Source organism: Hymenobacter negativus, from assembly GCF_017571495.1.
Taxonomy (GTDB): Bacteria; Bacteroidota; Bacteroidia; order Cytophagales; family Hymenobacteraceae; genus Hymenobacter; species Hymenobacter negativus.
Genome location: NZ_JAGETZ010000001.1, coordinates 14,639 through 39,951 on the forward strand (window position 1 = coordinate 14,639; position 25,313 = coordinate 39,951).

Consider the following 25,313-nt stretch of genomic DNA (forward strand, 5'->3'; position numbering starts at 1 on the left):
AAAAGGTGCTTCAGGACCATCAACTGCTTGTAGCCTTAACGGGTATTTCAGCTACCATTCAGCACCTGTTCCAACACCCGTTCCGCTAACATGATTGGGAGCAATCCAGTTTCCTTAGTTCTTACAAGCTAAAAAAACGCATTTACTAAAACCACTGGTGTAAAGGTACCAGAAAAGTATGTCAACCTCAAATCAAGTCTTGGCGTGCTTTACTACCCTCATTAAGCCACAAGTGCAGAACAGCCGCGATGCAATGACATATTTACAGCAAAGAGTTGCAACAGCCAAAAAGCCGCGTAGCGGTGACAGAAACACTGGGAATCTGTCACCGCTACGCGGCTTTTCGCCTTTCGGCGTGGGATGAACAAGTCGCTGCTAAGCGGCTATCCGATGATATAAGCCCGAAACCGGACAACCATGCCAGCTATCGGGGCGCTACGCCGGCGCTAGCGGCGGGTATCAGCCCGCCCGCTACTACGCCCAGTTCGGCGAAGCGGGTGGTGAGTTCTGACAGGTTGGTGATTTTGTTGAACAGCTGCGAGCCGATGCCAACAGCATTTACCCCCGCGCCAAACCATTCGCGCAGGCTTTCAGCGGTGGGTGCAATGCCGCCGGTCACCATCACCTTCACGTTGGGCATGGGACCGTGCACGGCTTTCACATAGGCAGGGCCGACTACGTGGGCCGGGAAAACTTTCACAATGGTGGCCCCCATGCGGGTAGCCTGGTAAATCTCGTTCACGGTCATGGCGCCGGGCATCCAGAGGCGGTCGTAGTGGCGGCACACGGCGGCAACGGTGGCCGAGATAACCGGTTGCACGAGGAAATCGGCGCCCGCTTCGACGAACACTTCAGCTTCGCGGTCAGTGTAGACGGTGCCGACGCCCAGGGTCAGGTCGGGGTATTGACGGGTAACGTACTCACGCAAGGCCGTGAAGACCGACAGGGCTTCTTCGCCCCGATTGCTAAACTCAAGCACTCGGACGCCGCCGGCGTAGCAGGCGTCAACTACTTGTTGCGCGTAGGCGATGTCGGCGTGATAGAAAACGGGGACCACCGGGTGGCGCAACAGCCGGTCGAGGGTTTGATGGTGGAATTCTTGGAACATGGAATTTACTTTAAAGAAGATGGGATAAAAGTAGGCGTGGCACGGCTTGGTTGTATCCTGTGGGCACCTGCTTTTTTACGGGAGGGTTCAAGGCCCTTATCAGCCAATATTCATGGTTGAAAGGCATTTACAAAGAAGCTATCTACATGCTTTAGCAAGGCTCCCAGGTCGGGCTCGACAAAGGGGCGGGCGCATGGTGCTGACAATGCCTGAGCAGCTCGGGTTCGGCCAAGCCTAACGAGTAGCTTATTGGAACATCTTGGGACTAGTGGCACGTACACGGCAAAGCGCTTGTGCCGATGCCAATTGAAAATTCTTTTTGGCGGTCGAAGCAGCTTAACCCGAAACCTACGAATGATTCCACGTCCTACGCTCCCGCGCCCCAACGGCTTCAACTTACCCACCAACATTCCCTCGCCCTCGCGACAACACGCGCCCGCCGAGGTAAAGCAGTCGCCGGTTGTTCATTATACCTTCCTGCTCATCGGCCTGTCGCTGCTTGTGTTTGTGCTGCGCAAGCTGGATAGTGTACTGCTGCCCATCCTGTTTGCCGGGCTGCTGGCGGTACTGCTATTGCCGCTGGTGGTGCGCCTGGAAAACTGGAAATTCCCGCGCATCTGGGCCATTATTGTGACGCTGCTGCTCGTGATTGTCGCCCTCACGGGCCTGTTCTACCTGTTCGGCACTCAGCTGATGAGCTTGCGCGACGAATGGCCGAAGCTTCAGGCAAAGAGCCTAGAGTACTTTGATTCTGTGCAGCAATGGGCCAGCCTGAAGTTTGGCTACGAGCCAATGAGCAAGGAAGAGCTGATTGATTCTTCCATGAAATCGGTGAAGAAATCGGCGGGAGGCTTTCTGGGTTCCACGCTGAGTACTACGGCGGGCGTACTGAGCGTAACCACGCTGATACCCATCTACATTTTCTGCTTTCTGTATTACCGCGACCACATGCGGCAATTCCTGTTCCGCTTCGTGGCACCCGACAAGCGCACCAGTGTGCTACACACCATGGATAATATTCAGACCGTGGTGCAGGCCTACATTCAAGGCCTGCTCACGGTGATTGTGGTGGTGTCGGTGCTAAATGCCATCGGCCTGCTGCTGCTGGGGGTGAAGTTTGCCATTTTCTTCGCCGTGTTTGCCTCCGTGCTGGCCATCATTCCCTATATCGGCATCATGGTGGGCTCGGCCATTCCGGCGCTGGTAACGCTGGTTGAAACCGGTTCGCCGGGCAAAGCAGCGGCTGTGGTGGGCGTTTTCGTGTTTGTGCAGTTCCTGGAAGGCAACTTTATCACGCCCATGATTACGGGCTCAAAAGTGAGCATCAACCCCATGGCCGCCATTATTGCCCTTATTCTGGGTGGCGAACTGTGGGGCACGCCGGGCATGATTCTGAGCATTCCGCTGGTAGCAGTACTCAAAGTAGTGTTTGATTCTGGCAAAGCCACCGAGCCCTGGGGCTTTCTGCTGGGCGATGTAACCGACGGCGAGGATACTCAAGCCGATACATCGGATGACAACCCAGGCTTTTTTGCCAAAGCCTGGCGCATGATTAAACGAATGTGACGGATGATTAATCTGTGAATGACGCGAAGTCTACTTACTAATGTTTGACCTGCACTATCCGCGAATTGATTAGTAATTACTAACCGTTAACCACTAAAAAAAGGCTATCCTAAAGGACAGCCTTTTTTTCTGCAACCTTCTACGGGGCTAAACTTGTTAGCTTTCCTTTCGACCACCTTCCGCGCCGCGATTTGTACGCCATTATTGACCTTGAAACTACCGGCGGGCAGCCCACCCAGGACCGCATCACCGAAATAGCTATTTATATCCACGACGGGGAGCGCATCGTGGACGAATACGCTACGCTGCTCAATCCTGGCCGGGCCATTCCGCCGTTCATCACCCAGCTCACGGGCATTACCAACGACATGGTGAGCGACGCGCCCAAGTTCCACGAAGTGGCGCGCAAGGTGGTGGAGATGACCGAAGGCTGCGTGTTTGTGGCCCATAATGTGCGGTTCGACTACTCGTTTCTAAAGAAGGAATTTGCCGACCTGGGCTACAACTATTCGCGCAAAACGCTGTGCACCGTGCGGCTGTCGCGCAGCCTGATTCCGGGCCAGCCCAGCTACAGCTTGGGCAAGCTGTGTCAGAACATTGGCATCCCACTGGAAGGGCGGCACCGCGCCGCTGGCGACGCCCACGCCACCGCCCTGCTCTTCGGCAAACTCTTGAAAATCACCAGCGAAACCGACGACCTGCCCCACGGCACCGATACCAGCCACACCCTGGCCCGCGTGGATGCCCTGGCCCCCGCCGGCCGCCGGCCCGACGGCACCAAGAAGCCTTCGCCCAAACGCGTGGCCGCTGTGCAAACGGCCATCAAAGAGGCGCTGATGCCGCCGCTACTGCCAGCCTCGGTGGTGGCCAACCTGCCGCAGGCCACGGGTGTGTACTACTTCCACAACGAGGCGGGAGAGGTAATCTACGTGGGCAAGTCGATTAATATTTACAAGCGCATTCAGCAGCATTTTGCGGTGGATGTGAAGTCGCGCAAGAGCCTGGAGTTCAAGAATTCCATTGCCGATATTACCTGGGAGCTAACGGGCTCGGAGCTGGTGGCGCTGCTGTATGAGTCGCATCTGATTAAGCACATGAAGCCGGCATATAACCGGGCCCAGCGGCGCTCGGTGTTTCCGGCGGGCATTTACCTGCGGATTGATGAGCAGGGCTATAAGCGTCTGGCCTACGGCCGCGCCGATGCACGAAACGCTGAAATCCCCATTATTGCGCTGGGCAATCAGTACAAGGCCCAAGGTTTTCTGTACCACAAAGTGGCCAAATACAACCTCTGCCAGAAGCTGTGCGGGCTGTATAAAACCCAGGGACCGTGCTTCGACTACCAGGTGCACCGCTGCCTGGGCGCGTGCGTGGGCCAGGAACCGCCGGAGACCTACAACCTGCGCGTGGACGAAGCCATCGACAGCATCAGCTATGAGCACGAGTCGTTCGTGGTCATTGGGCCGGGTCGCACGGAGCTGGAGAAGAGCATTGTGCTGGTGGAAAACGGGCGCTACCGGGGCTTTGGGTACGTGGATGAGACGTTTTCGGCACGTAAGCTGGCTGACTTTCGGGACGCTATCAAGCTGTATACCGACAATAAGGACATTCAGCAGATTATCCGTAACCACCTGCGCATTAAGCGCAAGGGCGAAAAAGTGAAGGTATTTGGGTGATTTCGATAAGGAGTTGGGATTTTTCTACATTTACGAAAGTGAATGTTCTCTTCGTCCCTCCTTGTCCATGAAACACCTCGTCTCTCGTTTGCTCATTAGCGGCTTGTTCCTGGCGGCCGCACCCGTTGCCCAGGCCCAACTCAGCGGCGTCAAAACCATCAACCCTACTGGAACCGGGGCCAACAATTACCTCACTTTTGGGGCGGCCGTGACGGCGTTGAATGCGGCCGGAGTGGCGGCCAGCGGCGTCACGTTCAACGTGCAAGCGGCAACAGTTTTTGATGAGGTAGTGCCGCCTATCACCGTCAGTGGTACAGCTAGTGGGCCCATTATCTTTCAGAAAACCGCTGGTGCGGTCAACCCCAAAATCCAGGGTACCGGCACGGGTGCGGCCGATGCGGCGCTGACGCTGGATGGTGCCGATTACGTGCAATTTATCGGCATTGACGTGGAGGACAAGGCAACCAACACGACGGCCGTTCAACAGTTGGAATATGGGATTCTGCTCCAAAACGGTGCCACTCACAACACCTTCAGCGCCGCTACCGTGACGCTAAACCGGGCCAATACTAACCGCACCAATGGCGTGGCCGTGCTCAACGGCGGCAACGACCAGAACCACTTCTACGGCCTCACGGTGCAAAACTGCTCCTATGGCTACGACCTGGAAGGCACCACCGCGCTCTACGACGACGGCCTTGAGATTGGTCCGGTCCCCGGCAGCACAGCATCCGTTAGCCAGCTGCTTAGCATTGGCGTGCCACCTACGGGCACACCGGGTGGCATTGCCTTCAGCATCTACGGTATATATCTGAAATCGCAGACCAACGCCCGCGTCTTCAACACCGAAATCAACGGCGTGACAGGTACCAACGGCACCTACGGCATCTACTCCACCGGCACGACTAATAGCGTGGAGGTGACCGATTGCCGGGTGCACGGCATGAGCAGCAGCGGCACTACGGGCGCGGTAATGGCCATGTACGTGAACAACGGCGCAACCCACCGCTTCCTGCGCAACCGTACCCACGACATTGAAGCGCTGGGCACCAGCGGCTTCGCGGCAGGTTTTGATATCACGGGTGGCACGAATAATTACCTGGCTAATAACATGGTGTACGACGTACGGGCAGCGGCCAGCGGCGCGGGCACGTCGGTACGGGCCTTCAGCTTTCGGGGCGGCAATGCCTATGCCTACCACAATACGGTGGTGCTAAGCTATACTGCTACCAACCCGGCCAACAAGAGCGGGGCGCTGTACATGTCGGGTGGGCCGACGGTGGACTTGCGCAACAATATTTTCGTGAACCTGGTGAGTGGCCTAACCAGCGGCGGGGGCGGCATTGCGGCAGCCTTTTTCAAAAACAACACCATTACAACCAGCGTCAGCGCTGGCTCGAATAATAATATCTACTACGCCGGGCCACCGTCAACGGAAAAGCTGATTTTCTATGGCGCGGCCGTGGGCACCACCCCGGCCGCCCTCGACCAAACGCTGGCCCAGTACCAGACCCGCTTTGCGGCAGTAGAACAGGCTTCCATTACGGAACTGCCGCCCTTCGTGAACACAATTACTAATCCGCACTTGCTGGCTGGGCAGCCCACCCGCGCCGAAGGTGGCGGCACGTCCCTAGCCGCTACCCTCCTGCCCGTGCCCACCGACCTGGATGGCGACGTGCGCAACGCCACGCGCCCCGACATTGGCGCCGATGAAGGAGCCTTTACGCCACTGGCAACCCAGTCAGGCCTCCTCAACGACCTGATAGCTGAGCTGGCTCCGAATCCTGTTGGCCGTGGCAACGCACCGGCATTGTACCTGGGCGGCCCGGCCAAATTGCTTACCCTGACCATTACAGATGCATTGGGCCGCACCATGCTGCCAACCCAAACGGTGCGCCACACCAGTGGCACCGAAGCCCTGCCCCTGCCGGCCGGCCTGGCTTCGGGCCTCTACGTGTTACGCCTGCGTGAGCCAGCTACCGGTGCCGCGCTCAGCCGACAACTGGTGGTGGAGTAGCACCGTTTCGCACGGAGGGTACTGAGAGTAGCGGGCACTTATAACATCCTTATGCCTTATGCTAGAGCAGCGGCATAGGGCAGCTTATCCGGCAGGCACACAACTGCGGGCGGCAGAGCTGGACGGTAGAATCAACTGGATAAAAAGGCATTTGTGCTTCCGAATTTGTGCTTACGTAGTTGTCCGATTGCATCTTAGGCAAATACGTATTTATGGACCAAACGCTTGCTAATGGCAACTTAAGCCCGGCGCGAAAGTAAGGATTGAGGCAATTCGCACCTTCCACTCCTAATTTTTCATGCTATGCTAGCAATGGACTTTCGGGGCCCGAAAAGGGTCCGCGCCGTTCAGAAACCCATGCCCGAAATCAAGCATCCCGAGGATGCTATTGTGCGGGTGAAACGCACCTGCATCTGTGGCTCTGACCTGCATCTATATAACGGCAATGTGCCGGATACCCGCGTCGGAATGACGTTCGGACACGAATTCATTGGTGAAATAGTGGAGGTTGGTTCCGATGTGACCAATGTGAAAGTGGGCGACAATGTGATGGTGCCCTTCAACATTGCCTGCGGCCGCTGCATTTTCTGTAAGCAGGGCATGTTCGGCAACTGCCACGAATCCAATTCCGAAGCTACGGCTGTGGGCGGTATTTATGGCTACTCGCACACCGCTGGCGGCCACAACGGGGGCCAGGCCGAATATGTGCGGGTGCCTTACGCCAACTTCGGCCCAACGGTCATTCCCGAAGGCATGGACCTCGACGATGCCGTGATGCTGACCGATGTGACGCCGACTGGCTACCAGGCCGCCGAAATGGCTGGTATTCAGCCCGGCGACACGGTAGTGGTATTTGGCGCGGGCCCCGTGGGCATCATGGCGGCGCGGTGCAGCTGGCTGTTTGGGGCGGGCCGCGTCATCATCATCGACCAGTACGACTACCGCTTGGAATTTGCCAAGAACTTCGCCAAGTGCGAGGCCTATAACTTCCGCACTGACATGGACGACCCGGTCCTATTCATCAAAAAGCAAACCGACTGGATTGGAGCCGATGCCTGCATTGACGCGGTAGGTGCCGAAGCGGCTGGCGACGCCATGCAGACCATTACCGGGCGCAAGTCCCTGTTGCAGGCCGGGTCGGCTACGGCAGTGCACTGGGCTATCAACTCGGTGCGCAAAGGCGGTGTCATCTCCATTGTGGGGGTATACGGGCCGACTGATAACCTTGTGCCGATTGGCAACGTGGTCAACAAGGGCCTCACCATTCGGGGCAATCAAGCCTCAGTGAAGCGCCACCTGCCCCGCCTCATCGAACACGTGATGAGTGGCGTGCTCAAACCCAGCCAACTCATTACCCACCGCATTCCGCTGGAGGACGTAGCCGATGGCTACCGCCTGTTCTCTGCGAAGCTTGACAACTGCATCAAGCCCGTGCTCATCCCCTCAACCGTTAATTCGTAACGTCGCGCACCATGAAAAAGACCGCAGAAGACTTTGCCCACATCCCCGGCTGGGGCATCGATGCCGACCCCGAAAACGAACCCACTTACCCCAACCGCCACCGCACCGGCGAGGAGCACGACGGCTACTCCTGGCAGCGGCCCGAGCAGCAGGTTCTTGACGAAGAAATCCTGCATTCCAATGAGCGGCCTAACTACTCGGCCGTTGTCGGCAACTCGGTGCCGCCTACCGGCCTGAGCGGCATGATTCGGCGCTTTGCCTTCCGGTACAGCGAGAATGAGTACCGGCACTGGCTGCCTCTACTCGTAGCTGATAAGGTGAACGTGGTGGAAGGCATCATTGATGACTTAGCACACGGCACCTTACCCAACATCTGGGCTGAGAAAGGCTATAATGCCCAGTGGAAATACGACCGCAAAGGCATGATTGTGAAGCTCGCCGCCGCTACGGCCGTAGCTGCGGGTGTGGTGTACTGGCTGCTGCCTAAGAATAAGCGCCATTCGAAAACAGTGGCACAGGGTCGCTACGCCTCGGGCAGCAAGGCTCGGGTGAGCTTGTAATTTCTATCGATAAAATAAAAAAGGCCACCTGTCGAGGGTGGCCTTTTTTTATTCGGAGTGGTTGCACTGTTTAGCAGATGTGACAAGGTCCTTCGCTACGCTTAGGATGACAAGAAGTTAAAAAGCCGGGCCGTTTAATTACCCTTCAACTCCGTGCCCATAATATCTTCCCAACGGTAGTAATGGAAGGTGCGGTTATCAGACATGACTACGAACATCCCGTGCGGAAACTGCGGTCCCAGCGTCGTGCTGGTCACATCGGAACCGTCGCTGTAGTGGGCAGCTACTTTCACCACTTTCAATTCCGGATGGGCGTTCGGGTCGGTGGGGGTGCCGGCGCGGGGGAAAAGGTGGAAGGTGCTGGCTTTCTGGTCCGATACCAGAAGATAGCCGGTGCGCGGGCCGGTTTTGTAGATGGAGATGCCTTCGTGGTCCTTGCTGAAACCGGTTTGGGCAAACAGGGCCAGCTCAGCGTTGCCGCGGATGGGGTCGGCGTAGTACTTGCGCACGCCCACGCCTTCGTCGGAGTAGTATACGAAGCCCAGTTCGTTGTCCACGGCCACGGACTCAATCTCGTTGTTGCCACTGTAGGTACCGAAGCGGCGTACTTCGGTCATGCGGATTTGGCCGGCGCCGTCGTCATCAAGGCGGTATTCGGCCAGGTAGCCTTCGCGGGGTCCGTCTTTGCGGCTCACAATGGCGAAGCTAGCCCCGTCGGTGGGGCGGGTGTAAATGGCCACGCCCATGGGCTGGCGGTGCCCGGACGCGTCGCCCACAAATACGTCGAGGTTGCCGTGGTCGAGCGGGGCCATGTCGGGCAGGCGAAAGGCGCGCAGCTTGCTGGTACTGCGCTCCGTAACGAGGGCAAAATCGGTGGGCTTCCCTCCTATTTTCAGCCCGTAGCCGATGTCTACGTTGTTGGGGCGCTTGAGGCCATGAACGGTTTTACCGGGAATTTCTCTGCCTTGCAAATCGAATACGAAAAGACTGCCTTTCGAGTCTTTATCAGTGCCTACTATCAGGCTTTGGGAATGGTCGGCGGGGTTTATCCAGATGGCGGGGTCGTCGGAATCGTAACGAACGGGCGAGGTAACTACTACTGGCTGCACCACGCCCGGACCGGTATTGGGCCTGCCATTGGTGATGCCCAACAGGCGTTTGGCAGTGCGGACGCAGTGGGTGTTGAGCAGGCCCGTGACGATGAGCAAGGTGACGGTGGAGAACCGACGGAAACGAGGGGAAGCGGGCATTAGCAGGGTTGAACAGCAGGCGCAAGGTATTGCGTACGGGGCTAGAGGCGGCGGTGTTGAGCATAGCACATGAGTTGATTGGACATGCAGGAATACAACCATTCTCAACCAACAATACTTTGGTGTCAAGTCGGAGCAGGTGTCAGGTAAAACTCAAGCATAGCTCTGCATGAAGTTAACCAGCAAGAAATTTAGCCATTACTTTGTACTACCATTTCTCTTTTACTACTAAATCCGAGCACTTTGACGCCAATTTCTACCTCTTCATCTGCCAGTCCGAGTTTACCACGCCGCAAATTTGAATTCAACTTAGAAGCCTTGCGCGGATTTGCGGCGCTTATTGTGGTTTTTCACCATGCGATTCTGCATAAGCTGAGCCTAGACCCTGGTTATTCCCCCAAAGGGGCTTGGGCCAACCCTCTATCAGGCCATAGCAGTGTGTTGGTGTTTTTTATTCTATCTGGTTATGTCATCGGACTTACCAATACAAAACCTCTGACAAAAAGCACCATACTACCTTATTTACGCAAGCGTATTGTTCGGCTTTACCCTATTTACACTATCAGCCTACTCTTTGCCTTGATTATTGCCACACACCAGTACTCGTTGACGACGGTGTTGGGCCACTTTTTATTCTTACAAAACTCGGTCGTACCATACATCTTCGAAAACAACCCCCTCTGGTCCCTGAACTACGAGGTTCTGTATTACCTGGCCTTCATTCCCATCTCCTATTTCGCGCTGAGCCCTGGTAAGGTTTGCTTGGGAGCGGCCGTGGTTGGGGTCATCGCCGGTATTATTCTGCCAATGCCTTATTTGAGCGCGTATAGCTTCGGCTTCGTGTTCTGGGTAAGCGGCCTGTGGCTGGCCCAAAACACTTCTTTCTTCTCCTTGCGCTATGCTTCTCATTGGGAGCTGTTTGGGCTGGTGTTTTTGTTTCTAGGCTATGAGTTTCTCAACCCTCTGACCATGGCTGTATTGCTATTAGATACCAAGCTGCACGTGCACTTCGCCAATCCAGGCGGTGCATCCATCACGTTCAGCGACCTCTGCCAGCTGCCGTTTTGCTTTTACCTATTTCTGCGCTTTACCAACTTCTCTTTTAAAGGGGCCAACGTTTTTCTTGCTGCGGTTGTCGGGTTGGGGCTTCTATATTTTGCCTACATCGCGCGCCGCTACGGCCTGCACTCTTCACAAGTATCTTATCTACTGGTACCAATTGCAACGTTCCTGCTTGGTACTGCCTGCCTGGTAGTGGGGGCCATCCGGCCTCAATCCACTGAGGCTAACCCATTGCCAACCGTATTCATCAAGCTCGGTGCCATTTCCTATGGCGTATACGTTATCCACTTTCCCATCAGTATCATGCTCTCCCGCATTCCAGTATTCAGTGGAACAGCGGTTACGTACTGTATTCGCCTCCTACTCGATGTGGTGCTGGTTATTGCAGCAGGCTACTTGCTGGAACTTAAAATTCAGCCGTGGTTTAAAGCGCGGTTTAGTGAAAAACCTAGTGTCCGGCCTCTAGCCATTAGCTAGCTCATACCATTGGCCGTTAAAAAAGGGAAAGATTCTTGAATAACATATTCACGAATCTTTCCCTTTTTTAACGGCCATCTCTCTTATTTCACTACCTCTACCCAGCCTTTCAGTTGGCGACCCGAGGTGGCATTGACCAACAGAAAATAATAAACCCCAGCCGACTGCCCGGCGGCATCCCACCGGTTGTCGTAATGCTCCTGCTGGTACACAAGCCCGCCCCAACGGTTGAATACCTGTAGGTTCCAGCCTTTAAATTCCAAGCCTTCCAGCACAAACATGTCGTTGTTGGCGTCGTGGTTGGGGGTGATGATGTTGGGAATTTTGTAAGGGCAGTCGTCGCCGAATCGCACCTGGGTTTCGGCGGTGGAGGAGCAGCCGCTGGGGTTGACGATGGTGACGGCGTAGCGGCCGGGCGCGACGGCCGAAAGCTGCGGGGCGGTGCTGCCATCCTGCCAGCGGTAGGTACTTCCCACTGGCTGTGGGCCGGGGTCGAGCACGAGGCTTTGCTCGGCGCAGATAAGATATTCCGGACGAAGCGCGACCGTGGGATTCGCAGAAAATGACAGCCGCACCGTGTCCCGCACCGTGCATTGCTGAGGCGGCGTCACATCCACCCAATAGATGCCGCTGGTGGTGGCGCGTAGCTGCGAGGCCGTGCTGCCATCCTGCCAACGGTAGGTAGTGCCGAGGGGCTGCGTGGGGATGACGGTCAGCAAAGAGCTACTGCCGATGCACCCACCTGCCAGACTGGACTGCAACCGAGCAGAGCTACGCGGCAGAATCCGTACGGTTTGCGAATAGGTGCGCACCGTCCCACTGACTTCGCGCATCGTCAGGGTGGCTACGTAGTTACCCGGCCGGGGGTAGCGGTGCTGTGCGGTTGGGCCGCTGGCAGTGTTTCCGGGGTTGGCCGGGTCACCAAAATCCCAGGTAAATACCGCATCAGGAATAGCGGGGTAAACCGACGCGGTGAAGGAGCTGGTTTCGCCTGCGCACACATCGGTGCCTATTACCCCGTAGTTGAATAGCACGATACCCGGTACAGGCGGGCGGACCATCACATTGGGCAGGCCCAAGTAGTTGCCGCGGCCCGCTCCCCATAAGGGCCTGCTAGAATGGTAGCCACAGCCAGTACCGGGGGTATCGGGTGAATCAACCATGTAAATGGAATCGGCTGCCCCAAAGGGCTGGGTGCACGCTATGTAGATTTTGCCATCGGCAGCGAGCTGCAAAGCTCCCCCATAATAGGGAGTAAAAAACTGGGTCTGCCCCCCACTTATCAGGTTGTATTGGGTAATAGCAGAGCCGGAGCTGGCATAAAGCAGGTTGCCATTGGGCGAGAATTCGACGCCGTAGAAGCCCGCCAAGTTCAAGGGGTTAGCCTGCTGCCCTATCAAACGGGGGTTGGATACAATGCCGGTGCCGTAATTAAAGTCGAACAGCTCCAGGCTGTTGTTGTATTGGGCCACGGCCAGCTTCCGGCCATCGCGCGAGGTTTTCATGTAGCCGATGCAGTTGTAGTCGCGGCGCGGGTTATTGCCGCCCTGATGGATAATGCCTCCGGCCGAAAGCACGGGGGCAGCCAGGCCCGTGGGGGTGAGCAGGTAGCTCAGGAACACGTTGCTGTTCCAGGCATGCACCATTATCCAGATGTCGCGCTGGTTGGCGTGGCGCACGGCCAAGAGCTTTTCCGTCAGCCGACCATCGCCCACGGGCACGGCCACCGGGTTGTTTTTGCTGGTCACCTCCCCCAGCCCCCCCTGCCGGGCCATATCCACCACCGAATAGCGCAGGCCCCCCACTAGGCCGTTCTCGGCCGCATCGACGGTGAAGACCAGGTACTCGGTGCTGCTGCCGGGGCGCGGCACGATGACCACGCCTTGAGTCGCCGAGTTGGGCCGCAACTCGGTGCGCGTGCTGTCCTTGAACGCGCCCAGGTTGCTGCCGTTCACCAGCCGGCGGTGCAGTCGGTTCCAAGCGTATATGCCGTTGGTGTAGAACAGCAGGTTGCCTTGCGCGTCGGAAATGGAGGCCGAGCCTTCGCCCGAAACCATCATGCCATCGGACAGCGCACGGGCAGTACCGCTGGTGAAGGAAATCCCCGCCTGATACCCAAAATACCAGTTATCAAATTCTTTTTGCGCAACGGCCACTTGACCGGAAAGACCCAGCGCCAGCACGGCCAGCACCTTGAAAGCCCGGCTGCTACGCTTAAAAACGGCCAACAATGCAAACAGAATGAGGAGCAAGCAGATAAGCATTATTGCCTGATGAAAAGTAATTGAGGGAGTGGGGATTAATTGGTAGCTATTAGGATAACAGGCGGCTTTATCAACTGCTAAAAAACACTAACGGAAGCCCCACCGGCGTGGTAGAGCTTCCGTTACGCACTTACTTCTTACCCGCCAGAATCTCATCCACCACCAGCGGGTCGAGCAGCGTGGTTACGTCACCAAGGTTGCTGGTTTCGCCCTCGGCTACTTTGCGCAGGATGCGGCGCATGATTTTGCCGGAGCGGGTTTTGGGCAGGCCCGACACGAGCTGAATCTTATCGGGCTTGGCGATGCGGCCGATGTTGGCCACCACGGCTTCGATGATGCTGGACTCCACGCGCTGGCGGTCGAGGTCGTTGTCGGGCACCCCGTGCTGGCAGATGACGTAGGCGTAGATGCCCTGGCCCTTCACATCGTGCGGGTAGCCTACTACGGCGCTTTCTACCACTTCGGGGCTTTCGTTGATGGCGTTTTCGATTTCGGCGGTGCCGAAGCGGTGGCCACTCACGTTGATGACGTCATCGACGCGGCCAATGATGCGGTAGAGGCCGTTTTCGTCGCGTCGGGCGCCGTCGCCGGTGAAATAGTAGCCGGGATAAGGCTGGAAGTAGGTCTGGCGGGCGCGCTCGTGGTCGCCCCAGGTGGTGCGAATAACGCCCGGCCAGCTGGCCTTGATGGCCAGATAGCCCTCCTGGTCGTTGCCCTCAATTTCGGTACCATCCTGGTTGAGCAACACGGGCTGCACACCGGGCAGCGGCAGGCCGGCGCGGGCGGGCACGCTGGGCGTGATGCCGGCCATGGCCGAAATCATGATGCCGCCGGTTTCGGTCTGCCACCATGTATCCACGATGGGGCAACGGCCCTTGCCCACATGCTGATGATACCAGTGCCAGGCCTCTTCGTTGATGGGTTCGCCCACCGAGCCGAGTACCCGCAGGCTGCTGAGCGAGTAGGCCAATACGTGGTCGATGGGCGCGGCCATGAGCGAGCGGATGGCCGTGGGCGCGGTGTAAAAAACGGTGACGTGGTGCTTGTCAATCACCTCCCAAAAGCGGCCCGGCGAGGGAAACGTGGGTACTCCCTCAAACAACAGCGTGGTGCTACCGGCCAGCAGCGGGCCGTACAGCCCGTAGGTGTGGCCCGTCACCCAGCCAATGTCGGCAGTGCACCAGTACATGTCGTTTTCCTCCACCTGAAACACGTTGCGGAAGGTGTAGTCGGCCCATACCATATAGCCGGCCTGGGTGTGCACCACGCCCTTGGGCTTGCCGGTGCTGCCGCTGGTGTAGAGGATAAACAAGGGGTCTTCGGCGGCCATTTCTTCGGCTGGGCAATCTTTTTCGACGTCCTTCACCTCCTCGTGGTACCACGCGTCGCGGCCCTCTTTCCACTGCACGGGCCAGCCGGTGTGCTCCACCACAATCACGCGGCGCACGCCGGGGCAGTGCTCCAAGGCTTCATCTACCACGCTCTTGACGGGAATTTGCTTGGCACCGCGGTTCAGGCCGTCGGCGGTGAGGACGAAGGCGGCATCGGCGTCGTTGATGCGGTCGGCAATGGCGGTGGCGGAGAACCCAGCGAAAATGACACCGTGCACTGCTCCGATGCGCGCGCAGGCCAGTACAGCCACGGCCAGTTGCGGAATCATGGGCAGGTAGAGCACCACACGGTCGCCTTTCTGGACACCGTTTTTCTTCAATACGTTGGCAAACTGGCACACCTGCTCGTGCAGCTCGCGGTAGGTGAGGCGCAGGTGACGGGTTTTGGGGTCGTTGGGCTCGAAGACGATGGCCAGCTTGTTGGCGCGCTGGGCTAGGTGGCGGTCGAGGCAATTTTCGGTGATGTTGAGCGTAGCCCCATCGAACCAGGTGCTGGTGCCGGCCGGCGAAAACTCGCCACCGCGCACAGAATCCCACTTTTTGCGCCAGGTAAAGGGTTCGGCAGCCTCGGCCCAGAAGGCATCGGGGTCTTCGATGGACTGTTTATAATCGACGTGATATTCTTCGAGGGTGCGGGTGCGAACTGCAGACATGGAGGTGATTTGGTGAGGTATGAAGTGGTGAGCGAGGAGTGGAAGGGGATTAATTGACCGTATTGCGGAGCGGAGCCGAAGCAGAAAAGTTTAGCAAGAAGTTTTTAGGCTGTTTTAATGTGTCTCAAAGGCGGCTCCAATGCCCTGCCGTTGCAGGCCAGCGCGAATTTCGTCCAGAATGAGCGGGTCGTCAATAGTAGCGGGCATCGGAAAGTCTTCGCCATCGGCGAGCTGGCGGAGGGTTTTGCGGAGGATTTTGCCGGAGCGGGTTTTGGGCAGGCGCTTGGCCACGAGCACCTGGCGGAAGCAGGCCAGCGCCCCAATTTGGTTGCGCACCGCGCCCACCAATTCTTGCTCAAGGGCCTCGGCTCCTATCGTTTGGCCGTCTTTCAGCACCACAATGCCCACGGGCACTTGGCCGCGCAGCGCATCGGCAATGCCGAGGACGGCGCACTCGGCCACGGCGTGATGGGCGGCCAGTATTTCCTCAATTTCGCCGGTGCTGAGGCGGTGGCCAGCCACATTGATGACGTCATCGACACGGCCCATGATGTAGGTATAGCCATCAGCGTCGCGGTAGCCGCCATCGCCGCTGAGGTAGTAGCCCGGAAAAGTCTCCAGGTAACTTTCCCGAAAGCGAGCATCGTCGTGCCAAAGCGTAGGGAAGCAGCCGGGGGGCAGCGGCAGTTTTACCGCTACCAAGCCGGTGGTACCGGCGGGCACGGGCTGGCCGGCCTCGTCCAGAATCTGAATGTCGTAGCCCGGCACCGGGTGGCCGGCACTGCCGGGGCGCGCTGCCGGCATGCATTCGAGGCCCACCAGCGTGGCCAGCATGGGCCAGCCCGATTCGGTTTGCCACCAGTGGTCGACGACGGGCACGCCCAGGAGCTGACCGGCCCAGTGGTAGGTGTCGGGGTCGCAACGCTCGCCGGCCAGGAAGAGGTAGCGCAGGCTGCTCAGGTCGTATTTTTTAGCCAGCAGCCCGTCAGGGTCTTCCTTTTTGATGGCCCGGATGGCAGTAGGCGCGGTGAACATCACGTTGACATTATACTGCGCGATTAGGCGCCAGAAAGTGCCCGCGTCGGGCGTGCGCACGGGTTTGCCCTCAAACAAGACGGTGGTGCAGCCGCGCAACAGCGGTCCGTACACGATGTAGCTGCTGCCCACGGCCCAGCCAATATCGGAGCCGCTAAACATGACTTCGCCGGGCTCGAGGGCGTAGATGGCGCGCATACTGAAGTGCAGGGCCACGGCATGACCGCCGTTGTCGCGTACCACGCCCTTGGGCCGGCCGGTGGTGCCGCTGGTATATAATATGTAGAGCGGGTGCGTGGCCGGCACCGGCACGGCCGGTACGGGGGCAGCTTGTAGCAGCGCCTGAAAATCAATATCGCGGCCGGTTTGCAGGTCAGCCGTCACGAAATCACGCTGGCAAACCACGACGTGCGCAGGCTTGAAACGGGCTTTGGCCAGGGCCTCGTCTACCAGCGGCTTGTAGGGAATCACGCGGTCAAACTCCATACCGCCCGAGGCACAGATGACGGCGCGGGGCTGCGCGTCGTCGATTCGCACGGCCAACTCATGCGGCGCGAAACCACCAAAAACGACCGAATGGACGGCCCCCAGGCGGGCGCAGGCCAGCATGGCCATCACGGCCTCGGGCATGTTGGGCATGTAGATGAGGACCCGGTCGCCCAGGGCCACACCTAATTCGCGCAGCCCTCCGGCCAGGCGGGCCGTGTGGTCCAGCAGTTCGGCGTAGGTGTAAGTGCGCTGGGTGTTGGTGACGGGCGAGTCGTAAATCAGGGCGGGTTGGTCGGCGCGGCCGTTGGCTACGTGGTAGTCCAGGCAGAGGTAGGCCGTATTCAGTTCCCCACCCTTGAACCAACGGTAAAACCCGTTCTCGTCTTGGCTCAGCGGTTCGTGGGAGGGCTTATCCCAGTGCAGGTGGTGGGCCTGGGCGGCCCAGAAGCCGGCCGGGTTGGCCAGGCTGGCGGCATAAGTAGCAGCATAAGAGCAGGCGGGTTTCATGGATGGTGGGAATTTGGTGGGAGTGCGTGAGGCCGTCAATGTACTAAAAAACCCGTCGGCAACGCAGCCTGACGGGTTTTTAGAGTTGCTATAGAGCCGACCAGATGGTCTTCCTACTGCGGCTGTCATCCTGAGCGGAGCGAAGGACCTTCTCATCGTTCTTCGGTGAGAAGGTCCTTTGCTTCGCTCAGGATGACAAACGAGGCCCTACTCCATAATCCGCACGTTGCGCGAGTCCTTCATCAGCGCCGAGCCAATGGCCCAGCACAGCAGCGCAATAACCACCGGGTAAATCAGGCCCGATAGCGCGGCGTGCTCCTTTAAGAACGTGCCGTCGGGCTGGGCCTTGGCCCACACTGCAATCCAGGTTGCCACCAGCGGCACGAAGCCGCCAAATATGCCATTCCCAATGTGATAGGGCACGGATAGCGAGGTGTAGCGCACCTTGGTTGGGAACAGCTCGACGAGGTAGGCCGCGATGGGCCCGTACACCATCGTGACGAACAGCACGAGGAAGAAGGTGAGCACCGTCATCATGGGCAGGTTGGGCGCGAGGGCTTTTTTGACGGCCTCCACCGCATGCCCAGCGGCGTCCACCGTGGCCGGTGTTACTTCGGTGAGCGGTCCGGCGTAGGCCTTGATGCCATAGAACAGTGGCACCGTGAACAGGGCCGCGCACAGCATCCCGGTCATAATAATGCGCTTACGCCCGATGCGGTCGGAGAGTGAACCGAAGTAGATAAAAAGCGGCGTAGCCACCACCATACTCACTACCAGCACAATGCTGGCGTCAATCAAATCCATTTTCAACGCATTCTGCATAAAGGAATAGGCATAGAACTGGCTGGTGTAAAACACCACGCCCTGCCCCATGGTGGCCCCAAATAGCGCAATGAGCACCAGCCGGCGGTTCACCGGGTTGGCGAAGGAGTCGCGCAGCGGGTTGGTGCTGGTTTTGCCCTCGGCCTTGGCTTTGGCGAAGAGCGGCGACTCGTGCAGCTGCTTGCGGATGTAGTAGGAGGCGATAATGAGCACGCCCGAGATCAGGAAAGGAATGCGCCAGCCCCAGGTTTTGAATTCGGCATCGGGCATGGCTTTTTTGGTGAGCACAATCACGAGGATGCTCAGGACAAGGCCGGCCGTGGCCGTAATCTGGATGTAGCTGGTGAAGTAGCCGCGCCGACTGTCGGGCGCGTATTCCGCCACGTAGGTGGCGGCTCCACCATATTCCCCGCCCAGCGCCAACCCCTGAAACAGGCGCAATACCAGCACAATAGCCGGCGCCACCCACCCGATTTTGTCGTAGCTCGGCACCAGGCCGGTGGCCACGGTGGCTCCGCCCATCATCAGCAGCGTTACCAGAAAGGTGTACTTCCGCCCAATCATGTCACCGATGCGGCCAAACACTACCGCTCCGAACGGACGTACAATGAAGCCCACCCCAAACACAGCCAGCGCGCCCAGCAGTGTTTCCTCGGGCTTGCCTTTCGACCCAAACAGCACCGGCCCAATAATGGCGGCCAGCGAGCCAAAAATGTAGAAATCATACCACTCGATGACGGTGCCCACGGAGGAAGCCGTTATCACCTGCCAGATTTGGCGGGTTGTGGTCGTGTTGTTGTCGTGGGCTACCGAAGTATCGGCCAGGGATTCGGTGGGTGGGGTAAGTTTGGATTCCATGCAGAACGTGAATTAAAAGCGGAATGTAAGCACGCAAAAGCCTCAGGCCGCCTATCGCACGCGTTGCGGCTTTAGGGTAGTTCTGCAGTTGATGGGTTGTAGCGCGAATTTTTAGTTTGCGTCCCCGCGTCGTTCGGGTATCGTGCTGGCACGTGAACTAAAAGTTCTCGCTACATACCACGGCCAGCAACGCATCCACGGCCAAGCCCAGACGGCGCATATCCAGCCGGTTCAGCGTGTCGGTGGCTTCGTGGTAGCTGTGGTTGCGGTAGAATGCGGTATCCGTGACCAACACGGCCGGGTAACCGAATTTCCAGTAGTTGAGGTGGTCGGAGAAGTCGATGCCCGGCAGCCAGGCGGGGGCCTCGAAGCGCTTCACTGGCAGTTGGGCCTGCTGGCGGTAGTGCCGCGCAAACTGCCGCCCGAAGCGGCCGTTGCCGAATTTCTGGGCCACGGTCACGTAATTGCCTCGGGTACCATAAATGAATTTTAACGGGCCGATGGGGTACTGCTGGGTGTGCTTACGGTCGTCGTAATAGCCCAGCATTTCGAGGGCCACCATGCCACGCACCGGCACCCCGGCGGCCTTTAATGCGGCGGCGTGCACATAGCTGCCCATGTTTTTGGTGCGAAAAAACGGTGGCTCCTCTAGGGTGTAGGCCACCAGGTCGATACGATATGGCAGGGTTGCTTGCCGCCCCAGCAAACGAGCCAGTTCCAGCAGGGCGGCCACGCCCGTGCCGTTGTCGTCGGCGCCGGGCTGGTCGCCGCACACGTCGTAGTGCGCCCCAATAATGAGGCGGGGTCCGTCTTTCGGGCCAAATGAGCCGAGGACATTTTGGTAGGTCTGGCCGCGCACGGCGTAGGGCTGCGCACCCACCTCCGTAGCCCCAGCGGCCCGCAACTGCTGTTGGAGGTAAGTAGCTACCGAATCGAGCACCGCCGGGTGCTGATAGTTGCGCGGCTGCGGCGTGGTGGTGAGAAACACCAAGTGCTGGCGCAGCCGGGTGGTATCGGCTGGCAGGTTTTGGGCAGCGGCAGGGGGGATTATGGCTAACCCAGCCAATAGCAGCATTCCCAATAAAGTCAGTTTCATGTGACCAAGCTACTTAGCTTTGGCCAACTGTTTCGTCCCGCACTTTTTCCCGGTCATGCTCAATTCCACTCCCAGCTTCCACTCCCTCACCCCTTCCGACCTCACGCCCGCCCAGTGGCACCCGTTCATGGTGGGAGCCGTGGCCCCGCGTCCTGTTGCCTTCGCCAGCACCGTTGATGCCGAGGGCCGCGTGAATCTGAGTCCATACAGCTTCTTCAACGCCTTCAGCGCCAACCCGCCCATCCTGGTGTTCTCGCCCGCCAACCGCGTGCGCGACAACACCCAGAAGCACACGCTCGAAAACGTGCGCGAGGTGCCCGAAGTCGTCATCAACATCTGCGACTTTGCCATGGTGGAGCAGATGTCGCTGGCCAGCACCGAGTACGCCAAGGGCGTGAACGAGTTCACCAAAGCCGGCCTCACCGAGCTGGCGTCCGAGCGGGTGCGCCCGCCCCGCGTGGCCGAGGCCCCCGCCGCGTTCGAGTGCGTAGTGGAGCAAATTATTGAGTTGGGCCAGAACCACGGAGCCGGCAACCTTATTATTTGCCGGGTGGTGCGGGCCCACTTTCGCCCCGATATCCTCCTGCCCGACGCCACCGGCATCGACCCCTTCAAGCTGGACGCAGTGGCCCGCCTCGGCGGCGACTGCTACTGCCGCGCCAGTGGCACCAGCCTTTTCGAAGTGCCCAAGCCCAACCGCCACATCGGCATCGGCATCGACCAGCTGCCCGAGCACCTGCGCACTTCGGACGTTCTCACCGGCAACGAGCTGGGCCGCCTCGCCAACATCGAGCGCGACTCCCTGCCCACGCCGGCGCAAGTCGAAGAATTCAAGGCCGAGCCAATGGTGGCTTACACGCTGAACAAATACCGCGACGATGCCCCGCAGCTTAAGAAACAGCTGCTCCAGTTGGGCCGGCAGTTTCTGGCGGAAGGACGACTGGTGGAGGCCTGGAAGGTGCTGCTGGTAGAGTAGGCAATGACTTTAATCCACGCAACCAAATAATTGGCGGCAACTGGTTGACTGGTCTCAGACTAAAGGGCTGCCGGTGGAAAAACAGCATAAGGCATTGCTCTTGGTTAGCATGCATGTTCCTGATTTTCTGAAAAAAGGCCGCAAATGAGCAAACAGGAGAAAGATTGAACGCTATATTTGTTTAATCTCAAGAATAAGCTCATCCAACAGCTTATCTGTCATTTTGAAGCCGGGCCTAAGAACTACCTTATGAAACAAGCAACTATTGTCGGCCTCCCCTTTGTGCTCCTCACCGGGCTGCTATTTAGTAGCTGCAAGAAGGACAGCGCCGAGCCACCGGCCGCCACCGTGGGCACGCTGACAATAGATATGGAGAACGTGGTAGGGTCTGCCCCACTCGTGCTCGACCGGAGTACCTACACCAGCCCGGCCGGGGAGCCATTCACAGTATCGTGCTTCAATTATTACCTGTCGAATTTCAAGCTGCAACGGGCCGATGGCAGTGAGTATGCCGTACCCGAAAGCTATTTCCTGATTCGGGAGCGCCCCACCGGCCCCAACCCCGACAACGGCAAACACTTTGTGCTGGATAGCATTCCGGCCGGTAATTACACCGGCATTTCTTTCCTGATTGGGGTAGACGAGGACCGTAACATGACCGGGGCACAAACCGGTGCGCTCTCGCCCGATAATTATATGTTCTGGACGTGGAGCCAGGGCTACATCTTCCTCCAAATGGAAGGCAACTCGTCCCGGTCGGGCGAACCCGGCACCCACATGCTGGCCTACCACGTCGGTGATTTTCGCCGCCCCAACAACCTGCGAATAGTAGCGCCCCCACTCCCCAGCGGCGGCAACATTCAGGTGCGACAGGGCCACGCCCCCACCCTGCACCTGCGGGCCGACTTGCTACGGCTGTTCGCCGGGCCTTCGCCCGCCCTCACCAACTCGGTACTGTTTGGGCCCTTCTGGATGGCCGTGGGCGGCAGTCAGATTGTCCCCATCGTCAACAACTACAGCGGCAGCACCGACCGCCATGTACCCGGTACCAATTCGATGTTCACCGTCGCGGCCATTCATAACGACTAGCCTATGCGACAACGCATTACCAATTCCCTTATTGGCGGGGCTTTATTAGGCGGGCTGTTGCTGAGTAGCTGTCAGAAACAGGCAGACGATGCGGCAGCCCTAACAGAACAGGTGCCCGGCGCTACGCAACCCGCCAATTTTCCGGCGATGGCGTATGCCCTTAGCCAGAATCCGCCGGACAAGGCTACGTTTGAGTTGGGAAGGACGCTGTTTTATGATGCCCGGCTTTCGCGCGACAGCACGGTGTCGTGTGGCTCCTGCCACCAGCAATTCGCCGCCTTTGCCAACGCGAGCCATGCGCTGAGCCACGGCGTGGGCAACCGTCTGGGCACGCGCAACTCACCGGCGCTGCATAACCTGCGCTGGCGCCGGGAGCTGATGTGGGACGGTGCCGTTGCCAATCTGGAAAACCAGCCCCTGGCCCCTTTCACAAACCCGCTGGAAATGGGCGAAACCCTGAGTAGCCTGCTCGCCAAGCTCAACGGCGACGCCGAATACCGGCGGCGCTTCACCGCGATATACGGCCCGGGACCGATTGATTCGTACCGCCTGTTGCGCGCCCTCAGCCAATTTCTGGCGGCCCTCACCAGCAGTAATTCCCGCTACGACAAGGCCGTACGCCACGAAGGCGGCACTACCCTATCGGCCAGCGAGTCGCGGGGCATCGCCCTGGTAGCCAGCAAATGTGCCAGCTGCCACGCCACCGATTTATTCACTGATGAGTCCTACCGCAACAACGGCCTCGACGCGGCTTTCCCCCGCGACTCAGGCCGGGCTCAAATCAGTGGCCAGCCCGCCGATGTGGGCCGCTTTAAGGTACCAACCCTACGCAATGTGGCCCTGACTGCGCCCTATATGCACGATGGCCGTTTCCAGACCTTAGCGCAGGTATTGGCGCACTACGACCACGGCGTAATTGCTTCGCCAACGCTGGACCCGGCCTTGCGCCCGCCCGGCGGCCGGCTGGGCATTGCCCTCACTACCCAAGAGCAAGACGACCTGCTTGCCTTCCTTCAAACTCTCACCGACCAAAGCTTCATCACGGATAGCCGGCTCGCGGAGCATCCCTAGCGCATTCGCACTTTCTAATTCCGCACGGCAATCAGCAGCCCCAGTTCCTTATACCGCAGGTTGAATTTCTTCGCAATCATCGCATTAGTCAGTGAGCCGCGGTAGATGTAGACGCCGCTGCGGAAATGCTCGTTGGTGAAGAGCACTTCGTTGATGCCGCCGTGCTGGCTGATTTCCTGGAGAATGGGCGTGAAGATATTGCTCAGCGCGTTGGTGGCGGTGCGGGGCACGCGCGAGGCGATGTTGGGCACACTGTAGTGGATGACGTCGTACTTGCGAAAAACCGGGTTGCTGTGGCTGGTCATCTCGCTGGTTTCGAAGCAGCCGCCTTGGTCGATGCTCACGTCGATGATGATGGAGCCGGGCGACATACTAGCCACCATTTCTTCGGGCACCATGAAAGGGATGCGGCCATCTTCTACCGCCAATGCGCCAATAACAACATCGGCCCGACGGATTTGCTGGCTGAGCGCGAACGTATCCAGGGTGCTGGTATAGAGCTGCATGCCCAGGTTGTGCTTGAGGCGGCGCAGCTTGTAGAGGTGGTTGTCAAACACTTTCACCTCGGCCCCAAGGCCAGTAGCGGCGCGGGCGGCGTACTCGGCCACCGTGCCGGCCCCGAGGATGACCACCTGTGACGGCGGCACGCCCGTGATACCGCCCAGAATAATGCCTTTGCCCTCGTTGGAGCGGGCCAGGTATTCGGCCGCAATCAGCATGACGGTGGAGCCGGCGATTTCGCTCATGGCGCGCACCACGGGGCGGGCTCCGCTGGGGTCCTTCATCAGCTCGAAGCCAATGGCGTTGATTTTTTTGCGTGAGAGAGCTGCGATGTATTCCTGGGTCATCGAGCCCATTTGCAGGGCCGAAATCAGGGTTTGGCCGGGGTGCAGCAGCTCAATTTCTTCGAGGGTGGGCGGCGCTACTTTCAGCAGGATATCGGCCTTAAAAACCTCCTCGGTGGAGTAAGCAATCTGGGCTCCGGCTTCGGAATAGGCGTGGTCGGCGTACTTGCTGGGCTCGCCAGCGCCGGCTTCCATCACCACTTCGTGCCCGGCCGATACGAGGTGCTGCACGGCCTCAGGCGTGAGACCAATGCGGTTTTCCTGAAGCGAGGTTTCACGCGGCAAACCGATGAACAGCTTGCGCTTGCGCGTTTCCACGGCCAGCATGGACTCCTGCGTGAAGTAGGCGCGGCTCGTAGCCAATGATTCAAAACCGGAGGGTAGCTGTTCAGCCATGGATGTGCAATTAAAAAGCAGCCATTAAGAATCAAAAACCACAGGCTCAACTCCTGTCCTTCAAATTCTTAAATCAACTGTTTTTTAATTTTTAATTAATAATTCTTAAGTCAATTACCCGGCTTTCGGCACTTAGGGCTTCAATGCGTACTTCAAGTCGGGGGACAGGCAATAACGCCGCCACCCGGGCAGGCCATTCCACTAAACAAAGATACCCGGAATCGAGGTACTCCGTCGCGCCCATCCGTTCGGCCTCATCAAGGGATTCGATGCGGTAAAAATCAAAGTGGTACACAGGTTTACCGTTGCCCTCACGATACTCATTAACCAGGGCAAAGGTTGGGCTGCTCACATCGTCGGCCACGCCCAACGTAGCGGCCAGAGCCCGGATGAGGGTGGTTTTCCCAGCACCCATTTCCCCCTCGAAGGCCACCACCGTGCAACCTGATTCGGCGATGGCGGCTTGCAGGCGGTGGGCGGCGGTGGGTAGCGCAGCCAGGTCGGGCACAGTGAAACTCAGAGGAAGCATATGACAAAAATACCGCCCAGCCAGCAGAAGAGCCTGCTATTTCCCTAACCGCAATACACCAAGCCTCCTCTTACAATTTTACCGGTCGCTTAACCAATTCATTGCAAACACAGTA

At 58.4% G+C, this 25,313-nt stretch carries 18 protein-coding genes; 9 read left to right on the forward strand and 9 right to left on the reverse strand.

All coding sequences use genetic code 11. The annotated features are described in order from the left end of the window. Positions 1-424: 424 nt before the first annotated feature. Positions 425-1,108 carry a bifunctional 4-hydroxy-2-oxoglutarate aldolase/2-dehydro-3-deoxy-phosphogluconate aldolase gene (locus J4E00_RS00065; RefSeq protein ID WP_208172967.1) on the reverse strand — a complete coding sequence of 228 codons (684 nt, stop codon included), beginning with the start codon at positions 1,106-1,108 and terminating at the stop codon, positions 425-427. Between the two features lie 354 nt (positions 1,109-1,462). Here J4E00_RS00065 and J4E00_RS00070 point away from each other — a divergent pair, with 354 nt between their 5' ends. The 5 genes from J4E00_RS00070 to J4E00_RS00090 all read left to right on the forward strand — a co-directional run bounded on the left by J4E00_RS00070 (position 1,463) and on the right by J4E00_RS00090 (position 8,388). Beyond that, positions 1,463-2,674: an AI-2E family transporter gene (locus J4E00_RS00070; RefSeq protein WP_208172968.1), complete on the forward strand. Its 1,212-nt coding sequence runs from the start codon at positions 1,463-1,465 to the stop codon at positions 2,672-2,674. 191 nt (positions 2,675-2,865) lie between these two features. Continuing rightward, the gene (locus J4E00_RS00075) at positions 2,866-4,350 is read left to right on the forward strand and encodes an exonuclease domain-containing protein (RefSeq protein ID WP_208172969.1); all 1,485 of its coding nucleotides are present in this window, start codon (positions 2,866-2,868) and stop codon (positions 4,348-4,350) included. A gap of 67 nt (positions 4,351-4,417) precedes the next feature. Beyond that, positions 4,418-6,367, forward strand: a complete 1,950-nt coding sequence (locus J4E00_RS00080; protein ID WP_208172970.1) for a right-handed parallel beta-helix repeat-containing protein — start codon at positions 4,418-4,420, stop codon at positions 6,365-6,367. 303 nt (positions 6,368-6,670) lie between these two features. Continuing rightward, positions 6,671-7,828 (forward strand): zinc-dependent alcohol dehydrogenase, encoded by a 1,158-nt coding sequence (locus tag J4E00_RS00085; RefSeq protein WP_208172971.1) that lies wholly within the window; start codon positions 6,671-6,673, stop codon positions 7,826-7,828. An 11-nt stretch (positions 7,829-7,839) separates the two neighbouring features. Continuing rightward, positions 7,840-8,388: a hypothetical protein gene (locus J4E00_RS00090; protein ID WP_236049352.1), complete on the forward strand. Its 549-nt coding sequence runs from the start codon at positions 7,840-7,842 to the stop codon at positions 8,386-8,388. Positions 8,389-8,522: 134 nt separating this feature from the next. Here J4E00_RS00090 and J4E00_RS00095 read toward each other — a convergent pair whose 3' ends face one another. After that, positions 8,523-9,638 carry a phytase gene (locus J4E00_RS00095; protein ID WP_208172972.1) on the reverse strand — a complete coding sequence of 372 codons (1,116 nt, stop codon included), beginning with the start codon at positions 9,636-9,638 and terminating at the stop codon, positions 8,523-8,525. Positions 9,639-9,881: 243 nt separating this feature from the next. Here J4E00_RS00095 and J4E00_RS00100 point away from each other — a divergent pair, with 243 nt between their 5' ends. After that, complete coding sequence (locus tag J4E00_RS00100) at positions 9,882-11,177, forward strand: acyltransferase family protein (RefSeq protein WP_208172973.1); 1,296 nt, start codon at positions 9,882-9,884, stop codon at positions 11,175-11,177. Between the two features lie 83 nt (positions 11,178-11,260). Here J4E00_RS00100 and J4E00_RS00105 read toward each other — a convergent pair whose 3' ends face one another. The 5 genes from J4E00_RS00105 to J4E00_RS00125 all read right to left on the reverse strand — a co-directional run bounded on the left by J4E00_RS00105 (position 11,261) and on the right by J4E00_RS00125 (position 20,292). After that, on the reverse strand, positions 11,261-13,441 hold the full coding sequence (locus J4E00_RS00105) for a gliding motility-associated C-terminal domain-containing protein (RefSeq protein ID WP_208172974.1): 2,181 nt from the start codon (positions 13,439-13,441) through the stop codon (positions 11,261-11,263). 130 nt (positions 13,442-13,571) lie between these two features. After that, positions 13,572-15,485 (reverse strand): acetate--CoA ligase, encoded by a 1,914-nt coding sequence (acs, locus tag J4E00_RS00110; protein ID WP_208172975.1) that lies wholly within the window; start codon positions 15,483-15,485, stop codon positions 13,572-13,574. 114 nt (positions 15,486-15,599) lie between these two features. Next, a complete protein-coding gene (locus J4E00_RS00115) occupies positions 15,600-17,516 on the reverse strand; it encodes an AMP-binding protein (protein WP_208172976.1) in 1,917 nt (638 codons plus the stop codon). Between the two features lie 207 nt (positions 17,517-17,723). After that, positions 17,724-19,196, reverse strand: coding sequence for an MFS transporter (locus tag J4E00_RS00120; RefSeq protein ID WP_208172977.1), 1,473 nt, complete (start codon positions 19,194-19,196; stop codon positions 17,724-17,726). Positions 19,197-19,353: 157 nt separating this feature from the next. Next, on the reverse strand, positions 19,354-20,292 hold the full coding sequence (locus tag J4E00_RS00125; protein WP_208172978.1) for a M28 family peptidase: 939 nt from the start codon (positions 20,290-20,292) through the stop codon (positions 19,354-19,356). 55 nt (positions 20,293-20,347) lie between these two features. Here J4E00_RS00125 and J4E00_RS00130 point away from each other — a divergent pair, with 55 nt between their 5' ends. The 3 genes from J4E00_RS00130 to J4E00_RS00140 all read left to right on the forward strand — a co-directional run bounded on the left by J4E00_RS00130 (position 20,348) and on the right by J4E00_RS00140 (position 23,428). After that, on the forward strand, positions 20,348-21,268 hold the full coding sequence (locus tag J4E00_RS00130; RefSeq protein ID WP_208172979.1) for a flavin reductase family protein: 921 nt from the start codon (positions 20,348-20,350) through the stop codon (positions 21,266-21,268). A gap of 249 nt (positions 21,269-21,517) precedes the next feature. After that, the gene (locus tag J4E00_RS00135) at positions 21,518-22,357 is read left to right on the forward strand and encodes an MbnP family protein (protein WP_208172980.1); all 840 of its coding nucleotides are present in this window, start codon (positions 21,518-21,520) and stop codon (positions 22,355-22,357) included. Positions 22,358-22,360: 3 nt separating this feature from the next. Beyond that, positions 22,361-23,428 (forward strand): cytochrome-c peroxidase, encoded by a 1,068-nt coding sequence (locus J4E00_RS00140; RefSeq protein ID WP_208172981.1) that lies wholly within the window; start codon positions 22,361-22,363, stop codon positions 23,426-23,428. 14 nt (positions 23,429-23,442) lie between these two features. Here the strand turns inward: J4E00_RS00140 and J4E00_RS00145 are convergent, their stop codons facing one another. Both J4E00_RS00145 and tsaE read right to left on the reverse strand, forming a co-directional pair. Continuing rightward, positions 23,443-24,669: an alanine dehydrogenase gene (locus J4E00_RS00145; RefSeq protein WP_208172982.1), complete on the reverse strand. Its 1,227-nt coding sequence runs from the start codon at positions 24,667-24,669 to the stop codon at positions 23,443-23,445. A 91-nt stretch (positions 24,670-24,760) separates the two neighbouring features. After that, complete coding sequence (gene tsaE / locus J4E00_RS00150) at positions 24,761-25,198, reverse strand: tRNA (adenosine(37)-N6)-threonylcarbamoyltransferase complex ATPase subunit type 1 TsaE (protein WP_208172983.1); 438 nt, start codon at positions 25,196-25,198, stop codon at positions 24,761-24,763. Between the last annotated feature and the right edge of the window lie 115 nt (positions 25,199-25,313).

Excerpts from the sequence above, each read along its gene's own strand:
- J4E00_RS00145 (WP_208172982.1), bottom strand. The coding sequence starts at position 24,669 with ATGGCTGAACAGCTACCCTCCGGTTTTGAATCATTGGCTACGAGCCGC.
- J4E00_RS00080 (WP_208172970.1), top strand. The coding sequence starts at position 4,418 with ATGAAACACCTCGTCTCTCGTTTGCTCATTAGCGGCTTGTTCCTGGCG.
- J4E00_RS00120 (WP_208172977.1), bottom strand. The coding sequence starts at position 19,196 with ATGGAATCCAAACTTACCCCACCCACCGAATCCCTGGCCGATACTTCG.
- acs (WP_208172975.1), bottom strand. The coding sequence starts at position 15,485 with ATGTCTGCAGTTCGCACCCGCACCCTCGAAGAATATCACGTCGATTAT.
- J4E00_RS00135 (WP_208172980.1), top strand. The coding sequence starts at position 21,518 with ATGAAACAAGCAACTATTGTCGGCCTCCCCTTTGTGCTCCTCACCGGG.
- J4E00_RS00085 (WP_208172971.1), top strand. The coding sequence starts at position 6,671 with ATGCTAGCAATGGACTTTCGGGGCCCGAAAAGGGTCCGCGCCGTTCAG.
- J4E00_RS00065 (WP_208172967.1), bottom strand. The coding sequence starts at position 1,108 with ATGTTCCAAGAATTCCACCATCAAACCCTCGACCGGCTGTTGCGCCAC.
- J4E00_RS00105 (WP_208172974.1), bottom strand. The coding sequence starts at position 13,441 with ATGCTTATCTGCTTGCTCCTCATTCTGTTTGCATTGTTGGCCGTTTTT.
- J4E00_RS00115 (WP_208172976.1), bottom strand. The coding sequence starts at position 17,516 with ATGAAACCCGCCTGCTCTTATGCTGCTACTTATGCCGCCAGCCTGGCC.
- J4E00_RS00095 (WP_208172972.1), bottom strand. The coding sequence starts at position 9,638 with ATGCCCGCTTCCCCTCGTTTCCGTCGGTTCTCCACCGTCACCTTGCTC.
- tsaE (WP_208172983.1), bottom strand. The coding sequence starts at position 25,198 with ATGCTTCCTCTGAGTTTCACTGTGCCCGACCTGGCTGCGCTACCCACC.
- J4E00_RS00090 (WP_236049352.1), top strand. The coding sequence starts at position 7,840 with ATGAAAAAGACCGCAGAAGACTTTGCCCACATCCCCGGCTGGGGCATC.
- J4E00_RS00070 (WP_208172968.1), top strand. The coding sequence starts at position 1,463 with ATGATTCCACGTCCTACGCTCCCGCGCCCCAACGGCTTCAACTTACCC.
- J4E00_RS00140 (WP_208172981.1), top strand. The coding sequence starts at position 22,361 with ATGCGACAACGCATTACCAATTCCCTTATTGGCGGGGCTTTATTAGGC.
- J4E00_RS00125 (WP_208172978.1), bottom strand. The coding sequence starts at position 20,292 with ATGAAACTGACTTTATTGGGAATGCTGCTATTGGCTGGGTTAGCCATA.
- J4E00_RS00130 (WP_208172979.1), top strand. The coding sequence starts at position 20,348 with ATGCTCAATTCCACTCCCAGCTTCCACTCCCTCACCCCTTCCGACCTC.